Raw genomic sequence first — 16,436 nt, 5'->3', positions numbered from 1 at the left:
CAGCCCCTCGACGACAGAAGGACTTCCCGTGTCCCACCCCCCACCGCAACCCGGCCCGCCCGCGTACCCGCCACCCCCGCCCTCCGGAGGCGGCACGCTCGGGGACCTCGGACTGGTCCCGCGCCCCGACGTCCCGCCGAAGGTCACCCGTCTCGTGCAGGCGTTGTGGGCGGCCGGGGCCGCCGGCCTGTTCTACACGCTGTCGTGTCTGCTCGCGGTCGTCGCGGTCCCCTGGTACCTGCGTGGCGGCGGACTGGTCGCGTCGGCGGTCTTCAGCCTGCTGCTGTCGGCGGCGGTGATCGGTACCGCGATACCCCTGTTCAAGGGTGGATTCGCCCGGATGGGCCTGCCCGACCGCCGGCTCGTGGTGTTCATAGTGCTGGGCGTCGCCGGTCTGGCGACGGTGACGACGGCACTGCTCACGTCCGGACCCGCGTGGTTCGTGCTGCTGGCGCTGTTGGGCCTGCTGCTGGAGGCCGCGGCGATCGGCTTCGCGTTGTACGGGCTGTTCCAGCCCGAGGTGGTGTTCTGGTTGAACGCGCAGCCCGGCGCTCCGGCCCCGGCACCGCCCCACCAGGCGCCGCCCGGCGGCTACCACACCGGCCCGCCGCCGCAGCCGGGCCAACAGCACCCGGGCGCCGCCGCACCGGAACCGGAACTGCCCCCGCAGTGGCAGGACCCGCATTCGCCGTACGGCCCGGGTGAGCCTCCGGCCCGTCCGTGACACACGAGTGGGGGCGGCGCGGATGTCCGCGCCGCCCCCACCGGTGTTCTCAGCCCTGTGACTCCCCCAGGACGGCCTTGAGGAAGGACCGGGTCCGTTCGTGTTCGGGGTCCCCCATCACCTGGGACGGCGGTCCGTCCTCGACGATGACGCCCCTGTCGAACATCATCACCCGGTCGGAGACGTCTCGGGCGAATCCCATCTCGTGGGTCACGATGAGCATCGTGATGTCGGTGCTCTGCGCGATGTCCTTGAGCAGGTCGAGGACGTCGGCGACCAGCTCGGGGTCGAGCGCGGAGGTCACCTCGTCGAGCAGCAGGATGTCGGGCGACATGGCGAGGGACCTCGCGATCGCGACACGCTGCTGCTGACCGCCCGAGAGCTGGGAGGGGTACGCGTCGGCCTTGTCGGACAGTCCGACCAGCTCCAACAGCTCCTTGGCCCGGGTGTGGGCCTGCTCCTTGGACTGGCCGAGGACGTGGACCGGCGCCTCGGTGATGTTGCGCAGCACCCGCATGTTCGGGAACAGGTTGAACTGCTGGAAGACCATGCCGATCTTCTTGCGGACCTGCCGCTGGTGCGCCTCGTTGGCGGCCACCAGCCGCTCGCCCTTGCGCATGTGGGAGAGCGGTTCGCCCTCCACCCAGATCACCCCGTCGGTCACCTGTTCCAGCGTCATGATCAACCGCAGGATCGTGGTCTTCCCGGAGCCGGACGGCCCGATGAGCGTGACCCGTTCCCCCGGCTGCACCTGGAAGTTGAGGCCCTGCAGGACCTCCAGGTCGCCGAACCGCTTCACGACGTTCTCGAAGTGCACCATCGGAGTGCCCGGCGGCAGCTTCGGGGTGTTCGGTGAGATATCGACTTCAGTTGGCAAGGCGTTTCTCCAATTTCCGCATCAGGAGGGCCACGGGGTAGCTGACCACCAGGAAGATCAGACCGGCGATCGTGAAGCCCTCCAGCGCTCCCGTGTAGTTGAGGCCGGCGTAACCGTCGACCTGCCGCACCATCTCGGTGACGCCGATGGCGCTGAGGATCGGCACCTCCTTGAACAACGCGATCACGTAGTTGCCGAGTGCCGGCGTGGAACGGCGCAGTGCCTGCGGGAGCAGGACCGCGATCCAGGCGCGCGGCTTCGGCAGCGACAACGCGGTGATCGCCTCCCACTGCCCCTTGGGTATGCCGTCGATTCCGGCGCGGTACGCCTCGGCCGTGTAGGACGCGTAGTGCACGCCCAGCACGATCGCTCCGGTCCACATCGGGCTCGCGGCGGTTCCCAGCCACATCGTGACGGCCGTCCACACGAACACCGCCTGTACCAGCACCGGTGTGTTTCGGATGAACTCCATCACCGCGAACAGCGGCATCGTCACCGCCCGGGGGGCCGAACGGTCGGTCAACGCGACGACCAGACCCAGCGCGAGCGCGATGAGCGAGCTGATCAGCGTCACCAGCAGCAGGATCCGCAGACCCTCCATGAGCAGGGGCCACAGCTCCTGCGCGGTCTCCCAGTTCCATCCCATCGCTCTACCTCTCCACCGCGGCCGCGGCCGCCGACTGGACCTCTACCGGGACCGGCCTGGCCAGCGCCGACTTCTTCGGAGGCTCCTGTCCCAGGCCACGCTTGGCGCGGCGCTCCAGGAAGCGCATGCCGGTGGCGATGAGGTAGGACAGGATGAAGTAGACGACGAGGATGAGTCCCAGGTGGAACAGCATCTCCTGGTCGGGACGGCGGCCCAGCACCTGCGCCTGGAACGTCAGGTCGGCCAGGCTGACCAGCGACACCAGTGAGCTGCCCTTGAGCAGCAGGATCGCCAGTGTGGACAGCGGCGGGATCATCTCGGGCCACGCCTGCGGGATGACGACCAGCCGCATCTTCTGCCAGTAGGTGAAACTGAGTGCCGTGCACGCCTCCAGTTGGCCGGGCGGCACGGCGGCTATCGCACCGCGCACGACCTCGGCGGCGTAGGCGCCGTAGTTCATCCCCAGCGCGAGGATCGCGATGACGATCACCGCGTCGAACCGGATCTGCAGCGCCAGGGGCAGCACCACGACGAACCAGAAGAGCTGCACCACCAGCGACGTTCCCCGGAAGAACTCGATGACGGTCCGGGCGACGCCGCGAAGCAGGAGGAACCGGGAACCCGCCATGAGCCCCAGCGCGAACGCGACGAGGAGCGCGAACAGCGAACCGCCGACGGTCGCGCCGATCGTCACCCACAGCGGCGTCCAGTAGGCGGGTAGTGCCGCGGTCACGTTTCCGAGGAAGTCCATGACGGCCTACTTGTAGTCGTCGCCGCAGATGCTCTCGGCGGTCAGGTCCTCGGGCGGGAAGTAGTCCATCGTGAAGTGGAACTCCTCGACCAGGCTGAGCCACTTGTCCGGGTCGGCCAGGATCTTGTCCAGTTCCTCGTTGACCCGGTCACGCAGGTCGGTGTCCTTCTCCTGGAAGACCGCCGCGCCGGCGCCGAGCTGTTCCTTCCCGTCGATGACGGGCACGAAGGGCTCGGTGACCTCCAGTTCGGAGTCGGACTCGGCCTGGAGGGTCAGGTTCACCGCGGTGAGGCAGACGCCGTCGAGCCGGCCGGACTTGAGTTCACGCACCAGCGCGTCCAGGTTGTCCTGGACGTTGATGCGGTCCTCCGGGACACCCAGGGCGGTGGCGTACTCCAGCTCGGAGGTGCCGTTCATCACTCCCAGCACGGCGTCGGAGTCCACGAAGGACTCGAGCTGGGTGAGGCTCAACGGGTTGCCGGCCATGACGAGCAGGGCGTCGGGCATCACGTAGTCGGGGTCGGCGAACACGGCACTGCGGCAGCGGTCGGGGGTGATGAACATGCCGGCGACCACCATGTCGTGGTTCGCGCCGAGCTGCGGGATCAGGTTCCCCCAGTCGGTGAGCACGAACTCCAGTTGGTCGTCGGACGCTCCCAGGCTCTTCAGGATCTCGGTGTGCAGGCTGATCGCCTGGCCGACCGCCTTGCCGCCCTCGGTGTAGGCGTAGGGGACCTCGTCGGCGTAGGCGATCCGGATGGTCTCGCCGTTCTCGATCTTCTCCAACGTGCTTCCCGCGGTCGAGGAGCAGGCGCTCGCGAGTCCGGGGATCGTCAACGCTCCGCCGGCGAGCATGCCACCGCGGAGGAAATTGCGCCGGGACCAGCGCGGTTGTGCAGTCACGTCATGAGTCCTTTCGGTTCAGTGACCTCATGGGAGCTGGTCTTTACCCCACCGGGCACCACTACCAACTCGGGTTTTGTAACCGTTGATCTTAACCGCGAATGTATGTTTGTCGACAATCTGATCATTGACGTTCAATAACGATACGGTCCGCAACCGACCGGCTACAGGACAGCGCGCGAGACCGTACCGGGACCTCCGGTACTTTTCAACGTATCGGTTCACACGCGGGCACAACGCCCGTTTCACATACAGGAGGTTTCGCAGGTGACGCAGCAAGCGCCCCCACGAACGACCCACGCCTCTGGTATCCGACTTGAGCCGGTGTTCCGTGCCTCAACGGTCGATCTCATCGCCGACCGAATCCGGGAGGCCATCCTCGACGGCACACTGCCGCCGGGTGCCCCGTTGGGCGAGGCCGAGATGGCCCAACAACTGGGGGTCAGCCGCGGGCCGCTGCGCGAGGGCATGCAACGACTGGTCCAGGAGGGACTGCTCACCACCGTGCGGCGCCGCGGCCTGGGCGTCGCGACCATGACGCACGCCGACGTGGCCGACGTCTACCTGATGCGCGCCTCGATCGAGCGCGCCGCCAGCCGGCAGATCCTCCGCAGCGACCAGCGGCACGTGAAGCAGACGGTCAAGCTGCTCACGGCCGAGCTGCGCAAGATGGGACGCGCCACCGCCAAGGGCGCGGCCCGGCAACTGGCCGACGGCGATCTGAGTTTCCACCGCACGCTCGTGGACGCGGCGGGAAGCCGGCGACTCAGCCGGGCGATCCGCACGCTCCTGGTGGAGACCCGGCTGTGCATCTTCTCGATCCACGACTCGCTGGAAGTCCGCGCCGACCTGGCCGAGAAGCACGAACTGCTGGTCAACGCGTTGGCCGACCGCGACGAACCCCGCCTGGCCGCCCTACTGGACGCGCACATGGCCGACGCGGTCGAGTGGCTGACCGGCACCAGGCAGGACAACGAGTTCGAGACCTTCGCGGCACCCACACCGAGCAGCCCCCAACCGCTCGATCCGCTGGACATCCCCGACGGGCTGTGAGCCGTCGGCGTCCGAAGCCGGGTGGCTCCGTTCTTGTAAAGGTTCAAGGTCGGAGTCACCCGACGTCGTGTATCGCGGTGGAGCGGGTCAGTTGTTCAGGCCGACCGTCGTCATCCGGTCGGCGTGGGCCTGCATGAGCCGTTTGATCAGCTCCCCCACCTTGGTGAGGTCGCCGGTGCCCTGGACGATGAGCATGGTCAGCGAGTCGTGTTCGGCCGCCACCCGCTGCGCCTGGCTCAGGGCCTCGCCCACCAGTCGCCGCGCCCACAGCGCCAGCCGATTCGCCACCGCCGGGTTGTCGGCGATGGCCCCGGTTATCTCGGCGACCGCGAACTCGTTGTCGGAGTGCAGGACCTCCAGGACGAGCTGCCGGTCGTCGGGTTCCAACAGGCCCGCGACCTCGCGGAAGAAGTCGTCGGCGATGCCGTCGCCCACGTACGCCTTCACCAGGCCCTCCAGCCAGTTCCGCGGTTTGGTCGAGTCGTGGAACGCGTCGATCACGTCGACGAACGGCCGCATCGCCTCCTGCGGGTCGGCTCCCAGCTCGGTGATTCTTGCCACCAATCGGCGGTAATTGTCGATCTCCGCCGCCGCCATGGTGGACAATTGGGCACGACGCCGCAGGTCCGGAGCCAGCCGCGCGTCCACGGCGACCCTGTCGAACGCGACGAGCTCACCGTAGGCGAGCATGCCCAGAAGGTCGACCACGGATTCCGTCGCCGGTGTTTGCGGGTGAGTTGGCATACGCGGCAGGCTACCGGTAACCGGACCATCCGAACACGGCGCGTACCATTGAACCCGGTACGCATGAAGAGCCTCACCTCAGACTGAGGCCGCGACATAGGGATGAAACACTGCAACGCAATTCCGAAGACGTCGTGCAGCACCCGGAAACCTCTCCCGGTGCGCTCACGTCCAGCACCGCTGCGCCTCCGCCGGTGCACGCCGACAGCCCGTCCTTCAGTGACCTGGGCGTCCGCACCGAGACCGTAGAGGCACTCGCCGCCATCGGCATCACCCAGGCATTCGCCATCCAGGAATACGCCATTCCGATCGCCATGCGCGGAAACGACATCATCGGCCGTGCCCCCACGGGCACCGGCAAGACGCTGGGATTCGGCGTGCCGATCCTGGAGCGCGTCGTCAGTGCCCGGGAGGGCGCCGACGGCCGACCGCAGGCACTCGTGGTGGTACCCACCCGTGAACTCGGGCTACAGGTGTGCCGCGACATCGAGGCCGCCGGGAAGACCCGCGACATCAGAGTCCTGCCCGTCTACGGCGGTCGCGCCTACGAGCCCCAGGTGGAGGCGCTGAAGTCCGGCGTCGACATCGTGGTGGGGACGCCGGGCCGGCTGCTCGACCTGCTCAAGAGCAAGAAGCTGCGACTCGACGGTGTCCACACCGCGGTCCTCGACGAAGCCGACCGGATGCTCGACCTCGGTTTCGCCGAAGACGTCGAGAAACTGCTCAACTCGCTTCCCGAGCAGCGGCAGACGATGTTGTTCTCCGCGACCATGCCCGATCCGATCGTGGCGTTGTCCCGGCGATTCCTGCGACAGCCCATGACCATCCACGCCGAGACCGCCGCCGACGCGGGCCTGAGCGCCCAGACCCGGCAACTGGCCTACCTGACGCACTCGCTCAACAAGATCGAGGTGCTGGCCAGGATCCTCCAGGCCGACGGCCGGGGCCTGACCATCGTGTTCTCCCGCACCAAGCGGCACACGCAGCGCATCGCCGACGAGCTGGAGTTCCGCGGTTTCGCGGTCGCGGCCGTCCACGGCGACCTGGGCCAGAACGCCCGGGAACGCGCACTGCGCGCCTTCCGTTCCGGCAAGGTGGACGTGCTGGTGGCCACCGACGTGGCCGCCCGGGGGCTGGACGTGCACGACGTCACCCACGTCGTCAACTACGACAGTCCCGAGGACTCCGAGACCTACGTCCACCGGATCGGCCGCACCGGCCGCGCGGGTGCGACTGGTGTGGCGGTGACCTTCGTGAGCTGGGAGGACATCCCACGCTGGAAGATCATCTCCAAGACCCTCGACCTCGACCTGGCGGATCCGCAGGAGACCTACCACACCTCGGACCACCTGTACTCGGACCTCGGCATCCCCGAGGGCGCTCCCGCGGCCCTGCCGTCGGCCGAGCGTACGCGTGCGGGTCTGTCCGCCGAGGCCGACATCGACATCGAGGGCGCGGGCAAGCCGCGGCGCCGTCGTGGCGGTGGACGTCGTGGCGGCGGCCAGGGCCAGGGCGAACCGGAGCCGCAGGCGTCTGCGGCGGCCAAGGCACCGCGGCAGCGCCGGCGCACCCGTTCGGGTGCCGGCAAGCCGGACGCCACGGCTCCCGCGCCCCGCACGAAGGCACCGGAGGCGGGGGACTCGCCGTCCCAGGCCGGTGGCGGCCAGCCGCGCCGCCGCAGGCGCCGTCGGCCCGCCCGTGGTGACGAGGGCTGATACCGTCCACCCATGTCCGATCCGGAGTACACCGGACCTCCCGCGTCCGATCCACCGCCCAGGGGTTGGCAGGTACCGCAGGTCATCGCGGTCGCGCCGCCCCGGGTGCTACCCACCCAGGACCGGGAGCGGATGCACGCCGAGCGCCGTCGCGCCCGCACCATCACGCAGGGCGTGGCGATCCTTTCGGGGAGCATGGTCTTCGTCATCCTTATGGTGCTCCTGGTGCGGGCGATCACCTGAGTCCCGCCCGCACCGACGGCGTCCGTCAGGGCGTGCCCCAGACCGCCTCGGCACCGGTGTGCCCGGTCTCGAAGACGTAGTACCCGGCGACGCCGGCCAGTCCCAGGATGACCAGCGCGAGCACCACCATCACGACCCGGCGCCCCTTGGCCGCCGGGTCCGTCCCCGTCGGGGCCGACTCCTGCCCGTCGGTCGCCGGCGCGGTGAGGGAGGCGGCGGCGGAACGGCGACCGCGTTCCAGCGCGCCGAACAGCCAGATCAGCGGTGCCAGCGGCGGCACCAGCCACACCACGACGTCGCCGTTGGCCATGTGGTCGGCCAACAGGTTCTCGAAGGTCTCGGTACTCGCGCCGGCGGCCGTGATCATCTCGATGTGCTCGTCGTAGAAGCGGTGTCCCGACCACCAGCCCGCGACCACTGCGGCCGGGGTGAGCACGCTGAGTGTCATGACGAGCCAGCCGATCCGTTGCCTGAGCCGGGGCACCAGGAGGTAGCCCAGCAGGAACAGGGCGAGTGCGGGGAACAACACCACCGGCAGGTGGATCAGCAGGGGGTGCAGGGGCAGTCCCAGAATCTCAATCATGCCGACCATTCAACCGCACTAAGGCTTGCCTTACCCGCCCCCGGGGCGTCGCGCCACCCGCCGTCACGGCGTGCTGACGCTCACGTCGCCCGGGGCCGCACTTTTCTTGACTCATTCCAGAAAACGTGCTTTGGTAGATCACGTGGATTCCGAACAGCTCCTCAGGCAACACGGACTACGTGTCACCAGGCAACGCCTGGCGGTGCTCGCCGTACTCGACGAGGGCGGCCACCCCACCGTCGACGAGATAGTCCGCCGCGCCAGGGAAAGAGTCGGTTCACTCTCCACACAGGCGGTCTACAACGTGCTGACCGCACTCGACGACGTCGGACTGGCCCGCCGGGTCGAGCCCTCCGGCAGCCACGCGCGGTTCGAGTCGCGGACCGGCGACAACCACCACCACGTGGTGTGCCGGGACTGCGGCGCCGTCGAGGACGTCGACTGCGCGGTGGGCGAGGTCCCATGCCTCGAAGCCGCCCAACACCACGGCTTCGTCATCGACGAGGCCGAAGTCACCTACTGGGGCCGCTGCCCCCGCTGTCAGCAGAACCCACTCCCCTAGCGATCAGGAGCCGTACTCCATGGCCGACAACCCGATTCCCGTTTCCACCACCGAGACCGGCGCACCCGCTCCCAGCGACGCGTTCTCGCTGTCGGTCGGTGCCGACGGTCCGCTGCTGCTGCACGACCACCACTTCATCGCGCAGATGGCCCACTTCAACCGGGAAAGGGTGCCAGAGCGCAACGTGCACGCCAAGGGCGGCGGCGCCTTCGGCGAGTTCGTCACCACCGAGGACGTCAGCCAGTTCACCAAGGCCGCCGTCTTCCAGCCCGGCGCCACCACGGAGACCCTGCTCAGGTTCTCCACGGTCGCCGGCGAGCAGGGCTCGGCGGACACCGCGCGCGACCCGCGCGGCTGGGCGCTGAAGTTCTACACCTCGCAGGGCAACTACGACCTCGTAGGGAACAACACCCCGGTCTTCTTCATCCGGGACCCGATGAAGTTCCCCCACTTCATCCGGTCGCAGAAGCGCCGCCCGGACTCCGGCCTGCGCGACAACGACATGCAGTGGGACTTCTGGACCCTCAACCCGGAGTCCGCGCACCAGGTGACCTGGCTGTTCGGGGACCGGGGCCTGCCCCGCACCTGGCGCCACATGGACGGCTTCGGCTCCCACACCTACATGTGGGTCAACGCCGCGGGCGAGAAGTTCTGGGTCAAGTACCACTTCAAGACCGACCAGGGCATCGAGTGCTTCACCGCCGACGAGGCCGCCGCGGTCTCCGCGACCGACCTCGACTTCCACCGCCGGGACCTCTTCGAGTCCATCACGCGGCGGGAGTTCCCGTCCTGGACGATGTACGTGCAGGTGATGCCGTACGCCGACGCCGCCGGTTACCGGTTCAACCCGTTCGACCTGACGAAGGTCTGGCCGCACGGCGACTACCCGCTGATCAAGGTCGGGAAGCTGACGCTGAACCGCAACCCGGAGAACTTCTTCGCGCAGATCGAACAGGCCGCCTTCGAGCCGAGCGCCCTGGTGCCCGGTATCGGGGTCTCACCCGACAAGATGCTGCTGGGCCGCATGTTCGCCTACGCCGACACCCACCGGTACCGGATCGGCCCGAACTACGAGCAGCTCCCCGTGAACCAGCCGAAGGTGCCGGTGAACACCTACACCTTCGACGGGCCGATGCGCTTCCACTACACGCCCGGGCAGCCGGTCTACTCGCCCAACTCCTACGGCGGCCCCGCCGTCGACGAGGCGGCGGGCGCCGACCACGGCTGGCACTCCGACGGCGAGATGGTCCGGGCGGCGTACACGCTGCACGCCGAGGACGACGACTTCGGGCAGGCGGGCACGCTGGTGCGACAGGTGATGGACGACGCCGCGCGCGGCAGGCTGGCCGCGAACGTGGTCGGTGCCCTGCGCGGTGGTGTCAGCGAACCGATCCTGGCGAGGGCGCTGGAGTACTGGCGCAACATCGACAAGGATCTCGGCGACCGCATCGCCGGCCTCGTCTGAGACCCGAACGGACACGACGTCGGCTCGGCCGGTCACAGAACACGCGAAACCGGGCATGAGGGTCCATTCCGGACGCTCTCCGGCCGTGTGACCGGCCGAGCCGACCGGGCTCGGCATTTGCCGGGCCCGGTTTCACGCCTTACGATCGAGTCCCGAGATCGGAGTGAAGATGAGTTTGTTGCGATGGATGCGCGGCGGCGACGACAACAACGACGCCGCCGTCACCGGGCTGTCCACCGGTCTCGCCGAGCTGGAGGCCGTGTTCGCGCCGTCGAAGCGCAAGCAGACCGAACTCATCATGGAGCAGACGAACTCCCGGTTCGACGCCGAGACCGGCGAGCCGCTGAACCTGATCGACCTCGACGGCGGGATGGCCGTCGTCCACCGCAGGTCAGTTGGCCAGGAAGAACTCGACGTACCCCGCGACGGCCTCGGCGATGAGCTGGACGGCGATCGCCGCCAGGAGTAGACCGGCGATGCGGGTGAGGACTTCGATCCCGCCCCGCTTGATCAGCCGCACGATCACGGACGAATACCTCATGACCAGGTAGATCACCACGTGTACGCCCAGGATCGCCCCCGCGACCGCGGCGTAGCTCGCGGGCCGGTCGGCCTGCTGGACGAACAGGATCACCGCGACGATCGCGCCGGGCCCCGCCAACAGCGGCGTCCCCAACGGCACCAGCGCGATGTTGGACGTGCCCTGTTGAGTGGGATCGTCGGCTTTGCCGGTGAGCAGCTCCAGGGCCACCAACAGCAGCAGGAGCCCGCCGGCGGCCTGCAGCGCGGGAAGCTCGATACCCAGGTACGCGATGATCTGCTGACCCGCCACGGCGAACAACGTGATGACACCCAGCGACAGGACGGTCGCCTGGAACGCCGCCTTGTGTCGCGCCTTGGCGTCCATCGCACCGGTCAGCGCCAGGAAGATCGGCACGATGCCGGGCGGGTCCATGATCACGAAGAGCGTCACGAACGCCTCACCGATCAGACCGAATCCCTGCACGAGCGCTGATTATGCCACCGTCACGGCCGCCACACCCGGCTCCGGCGTCGGATCAGCGCGGCACGTGGCTGATCGGGATCGGGATCCCCGCCAGCTGCGGTATCCCCAGTTCCTCGTGCTCCAGGGAGTACCAGTCGCCGTCGGGGTCGTAGAACGCCACGTCGTGGTAGGTGAAGAACGGCTTCACGTCGAAGTCGCGGAAACCGGTGGGTTCCAAACCCTCACCGACCCGGTCTCCGACCGGCAACCACACCCATTCGCCCGGGTCGGTCTCGGTCGGCTCCAGAGGTTCGACGTACCCGAGCGCCTGTTCCCCGTCGGGGCCCACCACGACCTCGCTGAGCGACAGTTCGCTGAAGCATTCGAGCGACGTGGGTGTGAAGTCGCCGAGGTTCAGGTCCAGGGTGCCCACGCACAGATCGGTGGGCACGTCCGACGTCGTCCGAGCCAGCACCATCCGCTCGGCGACGGACTCCAGCAGTACGACGTCCGAGGTCAGCGCCGACGGTGCCGGCGGCTCCCCGCCCAGGGCGGCATCCCACATCCAGTAGCCCGGCGCGGCCGGATCCACCGCGTCGCTCGCCTCGGTGGCGCGCAACCAGATCTTCGCGCCGCTCACACCGCCGACCGCCATCCCGGCCGGGACGTCGAATCGGCCCGCCTCGGCGATACGGGAGCCGGTGGTCGCCGCGTACACGACGGCGAGACCGTCCCCGCCGTCGGGCGACATCGACGCCACCGCGACGCGGTCGCCCCGCTCGTTGGGGTGCACCTCCAGCAGGTCGCCGGTCATCAGTTCGACGATCTCACCGTCGTACCCGATGTAGCTGGCGCGCCTTTCGCCCTCGTCGCCGGTCACGCCGCTGACCACCCAGCCGCCGTGGACCTCCACCGCGGTCTCGGCGACGGTGAGCCCGGTGTGTATGAACTCGCCGGTACCGGTGAGGATCGCCGCGTCGTCGGTGAGGACGCTGAACTCGCCGAGTTGCTCGGTGGCGTCGGTGATGGCGGCGGCCTGTTCGGCGGCCTCGGGGCCGCCCTTGAGCCACCACGTGCCACCGGCGGCCGCGAACAGCATCACCACGCACGCGGTACCGGCCGCGGCGATCCGTTGGCGGCGGCGGGTCCGGCGGGCGCGTGCGATGACGATGTCGGCGATGTCGGCGGAGGCGGGCACGTCGGCCGCCCGCGCCGACAACTCGTCACGCAGGGCGTCTTCCAACCGGGTAGTCATGCCGACCGACCGTCCACCGGCGAGATTATGTCAGTGAGGGTCCCCATGCCGTCGGCGGCCAGTCGGGCCCGCAGGTTGGCGAGCGCCCGTGAGGTCTGGCTCTTGATGGTCCCCGTGGAGACGCCCAGGATGCGCGCCGACTCGGCCTCGCTCAGGTCCTCGTAGAACCGCAACACCAGCACCGCGCGCTGCCGCCTGGGTAGCGCCATCAGGTAACGCCACATCAGGTCCCGCTGCGCCACGTCGTCGCCCCCGTCGGCTTGCGCGGTGCGGGGTTCGGGGATGACGTCGATGGGCCGTTCCCCCGAGGACCGGCGACGCCACCAACTGGCGTTGGCGTTGTACAGCACCCGCCGGGCATACGCCTCGACCGAGTCGATGTGGCCGATGCGGCGCCATGCCAGGTAGGTCTTGGTCAGCGCCGTCTGCACAAGATCCTCCGCGGTCGCCCAATTGCCGGTGAGCAGATAGGCGGCGCGGTGCAAGGCAGCGGACCGGGCCGCGACGAACTCGCGGAACTGGTCCTCGACGGAATCCTCTGCCTTACTCACACAGCACCTACTGCGTTCACCTTCCATGACGCCACGGCGTCACACATTGGTTGCCCGGAATCGGCGCCTCGGGGTGAGAGGTGCCCGGTGCCACAGGATACGCAGTAGGGTCGAACCCGGTCGGCGCAGGCGGCCACGACGGCGCGGAGGCCGTGCGCCGACCGGGTTCCCCGGGATTCTCAGGCGGTTCCGAACGGGTTGTCGATCACGTAACGCCAGCGCCCGTCCACTCTGCGCAGGACGTCGGTGGCGGTACCGGCGAAGCCGCCGTCGTCGGGATCCCCGATCCGCCAGTCGGTGAGGGCCAACGCGACGTCGCCGCTGTGGTAGACCCGTCGCAGTTCGGCGTGAATCGGCATCCCCCGCTCCATGACGTGCCGTTTCGCGGCCTTGGCGGCGTCACCGGTGAGGGGATGACCGGGCACCGGGACGACGACCGCACCGGTGACGTAGTGCCGGTCGAGCGCGTCGGCGTCGCGGGCGTCGAACGCCTCGGTGAAGTCCCGGATGAGCCGGGACACTTCGCGTGTGATGTCGTCATGATCAATCGTCATGACTCCGACAGCGTAACATCCCCGGTACCAGCGGCGGGAACCGGGCATCCGCTCCACTGGGGACCTAGTAGTGTCCGAAGAGGACGGCGATGCGACGCGGCGAGTGGAGCACCCGGACCGCGGCCACCACCGTCACCGCGACTCCCACCGCGATCGGAGGCGCGGCGTCACCGGCGGCGGCCGTCCAGGACAGCGCCCACCACAGCGACGCCAGGAATCCCGCCAGACCCCACCACCACAGCACCACCGCCGCCGACACCACGGCGACGGCGACCAACGCGCCCACCGCGGTCCCCGCCGACACCTCCACGCCCGTGGCCGACGCCGTCGTCACCGCGCCGACCGCCGCGGCCGCCGTCACCCAGCCGGTGTAAAGGGCCAGCGGACCCGACACCCACCACCGATCGGCGGTGCGGCGACCGGCGGCCCGTTCCGCCCGCCACCACGCGATCAGCAACAGGACCAGCAGCACCAGGATCACGGCCTGCGCCACCACGAATCGTCGCTGTACGAACGACAGGATCCAGCCGACGTTCGCGATCCCGGCACCGATCACCCACCATCCGCACGCGCGATGCACCGGCCGTCCCGGCTGGCCCGGCAGCACCTGCCACACCGCGTACGCCGCCACGGCCAGGTAGACCAGCGACCAGATCGCGAAGGCCCCGGACGCCGGGAGGATCGGATTCGGTTCGGAACGCGCCACCTCCCCGACCGGCTCACCCCACACCCCGGTTCCACCGACCCCACCGGCCACCACCTGGGCGACGGCGACGACGATCACGCCACCGGCTCGCAGCCCGTCCCACCTCGTCACCGCCGACACCGCCTTTCACGGACATGGTCGCCTCGTGAACACCACGTACCCGTCACGCCACGCCGGTACGCCCCGTGGAGTAGGCCCGACTCGCCACCCCGAGACGATGCGCCCGGCGGCGCGCGAGGGCAGGCTTGGCCGCCCGTGAGAAAGGATCCCGCGATGTCGTTCCCCGTCCGGCACGTCACCCCGGTCACACCCGAAACCGCCACCGGACTCGTCGCACGCGTGTACCGGCAGGTGCGCGACGAGTTCAGCAGCATCGGACCGGCCGTGCGGATGTTGACCCCCGCCGACCAGATCACCGCCGCCGCCTGGTCGCTGCTGCGCGAGTCGCAACTGGCCGGTGACGCGCCGATGCTCGGCAAGGTCATGATCGCCCTCGGGGTCGCGCAGGCCAACCGGTGCGACTACGACGTGCACTCGTACCTGGCCATGCTGCGGATCGCGGGCGCCGAGGCGGTCGCCGACGAGATCGAGACCCGGGACGTGCCGAGGGACCCGGCACTGGCCGAACCGCTCACCTGGGCCAGAGCCACCGGCGACCATCCGGTGCCGATCAGCCCGCTCGCGCCCGCGTACCGCGCCGAGTACCTGGGCACGGCGCTGTTCACCCACTTCATCAACCGGATGGTGGCCGCGATGCTTCCGGCCGACCTGCGTCCGGGGACCCTCCGGCCGGAGGACCCGCCACCGTTCGACGGGGCTCCGGTGTTCCGGCCGCCGACGACGGTCCCCGCCGGGCGCAGCCTGGAGCTACTGGAGACCGGCCCGCGCGGCACCGTGGCGGAATGGGCGGGCGACTCCCCGGTGGGAGTGGCCCATGCGGCCCTGGTCGCCCGCACGTCCCAGGGGGCGGGTCTGCTCACTCCGCGCGCCCGGACGGCGGCGGAGACCGTGATCGCCGACCATCACGGCCGCCGGCCGTTCGCCCTCCCCGACTGGGAGGCGGCGATGTCGGGTCTGTCCGAACCGGAACGCGCCGGTGCGGAGTTGGCCGCCCTGGCGGGTGTGGCGCCGGAACTGATCACCGACGCGCGGGTCGCCGCGTGGCGGGCCACCGACGCCCGGTTGTCCGATCACTGCACGGTGTATTTGTTGTCGTACGGCGCGATGCGGGCGGTCGACCACATCACCGCCGACCTGGTCGGCGCCACCTGGGAGTGACCAGGTCCATAGTGACTTCAGGCGCGGTCGGGGGCATCTACGTCATTCCACGTCGACGTCTCCGACTCCGGACGACTCGTCAGCCGCGTGGGCCTCCGGCGACGAACAGGACCTGGCCCGAGACGTACCCGGCGGCGTCCCCCGCGAAGAAGGACACGGCGTTGGCGATGTCCTCCGGTCGGCCGACCCGGCCCACCGGGATCCCGTTCGCCGCGATCTCCTGATGTTCGTCGAAGTCACGGCCGAGCCGCCGCGCGGTCTTGGCGGTCATCCGGCTGACGATGAAACCGGGCGCGACGACGTTGGCGGTGACACCGATCGGCCCCAGTTCCAGCGCCAGGGCCTTCGTGAACCCGATGACGCCGGACTTCGCGGCGGAGTAGCCGACGCGGCCGGCGGTGCCGAGCGCGGAGGTGCTGGAGATGTTGACGATGCGGCCGAACCCCTGCGCCGCCATGCCCGGCTGGACCGCGCGACTGGTGCAGAACGCGGCGTCGAGGTGGACCGAGGTCATGTCGTCCCACTGCTGGAACGTCATGTCCTGGATGGGGAGATCGTGGGAGTACCCGGCGTTGTTGACCAGGATCGACACGGTCCCGAGTTCGTCGGCGACCTGTGCCATCGCCGCGGCGAGCCCGTCGCGGTCCGTGACGTCCACGGCCAGGCCGATCGCCCGGCCGCCCGCCGATTCGATCGCCTCGACCGTTTCGGCGTAACCGGTGTCCGGCAGGTCCAGGACGGCGACCGCGTTGCCGTCCGCCGCGAGCCGGACGGCGGTGGCCGCCCCGATTCCCGAGGCGGCTCCCGTGACGACGGCGACTCTAGAGATGTTGGCCATGCC

20 protein-coding genes are annotated in these 16,436 nt (G+C 69.3%); 8 read left to right on the top strand and 12 right to left on the bottom strand.

The window, feature by feature from the left end; genetic code table 11:
* Positions 1 to 28 precede the first annotated feature (28 nt).
* Positions 29 to 724: a hypothetical protein gene (locus LX16_RS17995; protein ID WP_147140344.1), complete on the top strand. Its 696-nt coding sequence runs from the start codon at positions 29 to 31 to the stop codon at positions 722 to 724.
* Positions 725 to 773: 49 nt separating this feature from the next.
* Here LX16_RS17995 and ehuA read toward each other — a convergent pair whose 3' ends face one another.
* The 4 genes from ehuA to LX16_RS17975 are packed head-to-tail and all read right to left on the bottom strand — an operon-like array spanning position 774 to position 3,901.
* Complete coding sequence (ehuA, locus tag LX16_RS17990) at positions 774 to 1,544, bottom strand: ectoine/hydroxyectoine ABC transporter ATP-binding protein EhuA (protein ID WP_147140908.1); 771 nt, start codon at positions 1,542 to 1,544, stop codon at positions 774 to 776.
* Positions 1,545 to 1,590: 46 nt separating this feature from the next.
* Positions 1,591 to 2,247 carry an amino acid ABC transporter permease gene (locus LX16_RS17985; RefSeq protein ID WP_147140341.1) on the bottom strand — a complete coding sequence of 219 codons (657 nt, stop codon included), beginning with the start codon at positions 2,245 to 2,247 and terminating at the stop codon, positions 1,591 to 1,593.
* 4 nt (positions 2,248 to 2,251) lie between these two features.
* Complete coding sequence (gene ehuC, locus LX16_RS17980) at positions 2,252 to 2,998, bottom strand: ectoine/hydroxyectoine ABC transporter permease subunit EhuC (RefSeq protein ID WP_147140339.1); 747 nt, start codon at positions 2,996 to 2,998, stop codon at positions 2,252 to 2,254.
* Positions 2,999 to 3,004: 6 nt separating this feature from the next.
* Positions 3,005 to 3,901, bottom strand: coding sequence for a substrate-binding domain-containing protein (locus LX16_RS17975; RefSeq protein ID WP_147140337.1), 897 nt, complete (start codon positions 3,899 to 3,901; stop codon positions 3,005 to 3,007).
* Between the two features lie 324 nt (positions 3,902 to 4,225).
* On the opposite strand from LX16_RS17975, the gene LX16_RS17970 reads away from it, so the two are divergent.
* Positions 4,226 to 4,954, top strand: coding sequence for a GntR family transcriptional regulator (locus LX16_RS17970; RefSeq protein WP_211354569.1), 729 nt, complete (start codon positions 4,226 to 4,228; stop codon positions 4,952 to 4,954).
* 87 nt (positions 4,955 to 5,041) lie between these two features.
* On the opposite strand, the gene LX16_RS17965 is transcribed toward LX16_RS17970, so the two are convergent.
* Positions 5,042 to 5,698, bottom strand: a complete 657-nt coding sequence (locus LX16_RS17965; protein ID WP_147140335.1) for a ferritin-like fold-containing protein — start codon at positions 5,696 to 5,698, stop codon at positions 5,042 to 5,044.
* 134 nt (positions 5,699 to 5,832) lie between these two features.
* Between LX16_RS17965 and LX16_RS17960 the strand changes: the two genes are divergently transcribed.
* Entirely contained in the window at positions 5,833 to 7,413 is a 1,581-nt protein-coding gene (locus LX16_RS17960) for a DEAD/DEAH box helicase (protein WP_147140333.1), read from the top strand.
* Between the two features lie 12 nt (positions 7,414 to 7,425).
* On the top strand, positions 7,426 to 7,656 hold the full coding sequence (locus LX16_RS17955; RefSeq protein WP_147140331.1) for a hypothetical protein: 231 nt from the start codon (positions 7,426 to 7,428) through the stop codon (positions 7,654 to 7,656).
* Between the two features lie 25 nt (positions 7,657 to 7,681).
* Here the strand turns inward: LX16_RS17955 and LX16_RS17950 are convergent, their stop codons facing one another.
* The gene (locus tag LX16_RS17950; protein WP_147140329.1) at positions 7,682 to 8,239 is read right to left on the bottom strand and encodes a DUF2231 domain-containing protein; all 558 of its coding nucleotides are present in this window, start codon (positions 8,237 to 8,239) and stop codon (positions 7,682 to 7,684) included.
* A gap of 142 nt (positions 8,240 to 8,381) precedes the next feature.
* On the opposite strand from LX16_RS17950, the gene LX16_RS17945 reads away from it, so the two are divergent.
* The 3 genes from LX16_RS17945 (at position 8,382) to LX16_RS17935 (ending at position 10,735) form a co-directional block, all read left to right on the top strand.
* Positions 8,382 to 8,801, top strand: a complete 420-nt coding sequence (locus tag LX16_RS17945; RefSeq protein ID WP_147140327.1) for a Fur family transcriptional regulator — start codon at positions 8,382 to 8,384, stop codon at positions 8,799 to 8,801.
* Positions 8,802 to 8,820: 19 nt separating this feature from the next.
* Entirely contained in the window at positions 8,821 to 10,266 is a 1,446-nt protein-coding gene (locus LX16_RS17940) for a catalase (RefSeq protein WP_147140325.1), read from the top strand.
* Positions 10,267 to 10,435: 169 nt separating this feature from the next.
* Positions 10,436 to 10,735, top strand: a complete 300-nt coding sequence (locus LX16_RS17935) for a hypothetical protein (RefSeq protein WP_147140323.1) — start codon at positions 10,436 to 10,438, stop codon at positions 10,733 to 10,735.
* Here the strand turns inward: LX16_RS17935 and LX16_RS17930 are convergent.
* From LX16_RS17930 to LX16_RS17910, 5 genes are all read right to left on the bottom strand, one after another.
* The gene (locus tag LX16_RS17930; protein WP_147140905.1) at positions 10,658 to 11,221 is read right to left on the bottom strand and encodes a MarC family protein; all 564 of its coding nucleotides are present in this window, start codon (positions 11,219 to 11,221) and stop codon (positions 10,658 to 10,660) included. The two genes, LX16_RS17935 and LX16_RS17930, sit on opposite strands and share 78 nt — an antisense overlap.
* Positions 11,222 to 11,324: 103 nt before the next feature.
* Positions 11,325 to 12,506: a hypothetical protein gene (locus LX16_RS17925; protein WP_147140321.1), complete on the bottom strand. Its 1,182-nt coding sequence runs from the start codon at positions 12,504 to 12,506 to the stop codon at positions 11,325 to 11,327.
* Complete coding sequence (locus LX16_RS17920; protein WP_244615864.1) at positions 12,503 to 13,057, bottom strand: SigE family RNA polymerase sigma factor; 555 nt, start codon at positions 13,055 to 13,057, stop codon at positions 12,503 to 12,505. Before LX16_RS17920 ends, LX16_RS17925 begins: the two co-directional genes overlap by 4 nt.
* Positions 13,058 to 13,236: 179 nt before the next feature.
* Complete coding sequence (locus LX16_RS17915; RefSeq protein WP_147140317.1) at positions 13,237 to 13,611, bottom strand: YybH family protein; 375 nt, start codon at positions 13,609 to 13,611, stop codon at positions 13,237 to 13,239.
* A gap of 64 nt (positions 13,612 to 13,675) precedes the next feature.
* Positions 13,676 to 14,428, bottom strand: a complete 753-nt coding sequence (locus LX16_RS17910; RefSeq protein ID WP_147140315.1) for a tryptophan-rich sensory protein — start codon at positions 14,426 to 14,428, stop codon at positions 13,676 to 13,678.
* 162 nt (positions 14,429 to 14,590) lie between these two features.
* On the opposite strand from LX16_RS17910, the gene LX16_RS17905 reads away from it, so the two are divergent.
* Positions 14,591 to 15,595, top strand: a complete 1,005-nt coding sequence (locus LX16_RS17905) for a carboxymuconolactone decarboxylase family protein (RefSeq protein ID WP_147140313.1) — start codon at positions 14,591 to 14,593, stop codon at positions 15,593 to 15,595.
* A gap of 79 nt (positions 15,596 to 15,674) precedes the next feature.
* Here the strand turns inward: LX16_RS17905 and LX16_RS17900 are convergent, their stop codons facing one another.
* Positions 15,675 to 16,433 (bottom strand): SDR family oxidoreductase, encoded by a 759-nt coding sequence (locus LX16_RS17900; protein WP_147140311.1) that lies wholly within the window; start codon positions 16,431 to 16,433, stop codon positions 15,675 to 15,677.
* Positions 16,434 to 16,436: the final 3 nt, after the last annotated feature.

Origin of the sequence: Stackebrandtia albiflava (assembly GCF_007994225.1) — a bacterium.
Classification (GTDB): domain Bacteria; phylum Actinomycetota; class Actinomycetes; order Mycobacteriales; family Micromonosporaceae; genus Stackebrandtia; species Stackebrandtia albiflava.
This window is presented reverse-complemented; position numbering and strand designations above follow the sequence as displayed.

What these genes read in the sequence shown, in the direction of transcription:
- ehuA (WP_147140908.1), bottom strand. Translation starts at nt 1,544, where the DNA reads ATGGTGCACTTCGAGAACGTCGTGAAGCGGTTCGGCGACCTGGAGGTC.
- LX16_RS17985 (WP_147140341.1), bottom strand. Translation starts at nt 2,247, where the DNA reads ATGGGATGGAACTGGGAGACCGCGCAGGAGCTGTGGCCCCTGCTCATG.
- ehuC (WP_147140339.1), bottom strand. Translation starts at nt 2,998, where the DNA reads ATGGACTTCCTCGGAAACGTGACCGCGGCACTACCCGCCTACTGGACG.
- LX16_RS17965 (WP_147140335.1), bottom strand. Translation starts at nt 5,698, where the DNA reads ATGCCAACTCACCCGCAAACACCGGCGACGGAATCCGTGGTCGACCTT.
- LX16_RS17955 (WP_147140331.1), top strand. Translation starts at nt 7,426, where the DNA reads ATGTCCGATCCGGAGTACACCGGACCTCCCGCGTCCGATCCACCGCCC.
- LX16_RS17950 (WP_147140329.1), bottom strand. Translation starts at nt 8,239, where the DNA reads ATGATTGAGATTCTGGGACTGCCCCTGCACCCCCTGCTGATCCACCTG.
- LX16_RS17940 (WP_147140325.1), top strand. Translation starts at nt 8,821, where the DNA reads ATGGCCGACAACCCGATTCCCGTTTCCACCACCGAGACCGGCGCACCC.
- LX16_RS17935 (WP_147140323.1), top strand. Translation starts at nt 10,436, where the DNA reads ATGAGTTTGTTGCGATGGATGCGCGGCGGCGACGACAACAACGACGCC.
- LX16_RS17930 (WP_147140905.1), bottom strand. Translation starts at nt 11,221, where the DNA reads ATGGACCCGCCCGGCATCGTGCCGATCTTCCTGGCGCTGACCGGTGCG.
- LX16_RS17925 (WP_147140321.1), bottom strand. Translation starts at nt 12,506, where the DNA reads ATGACTACCCGGTTGGAAGACGCCCTGCGTGACGAGTTGTCGGCGCGG.
- LX16_RS17915 (WP_147140317.1), bottom strand. Translation starts at nt 13,611, where the DNA reads ATGACGATTGATCATGACGACATCACACGCGAAGTGTCCCGGCTCATC.
- LX16_RS17905 (WP_147140313.1), top strand. Translation starts at nt 14,591, where the DNA reads ATGTCGTTCCCCGTCCGGCACGTCACCCCGGTCACACCCGAAACCGCC.
- LX16_RS17900 (WP_147140311.1), bottom strand. Translation starts at nt 16,433, where the DNA reads ATGGCCAACATCTCTAGAGTCGCCGTCGTCACGGGAGCCGCCTCGGGA.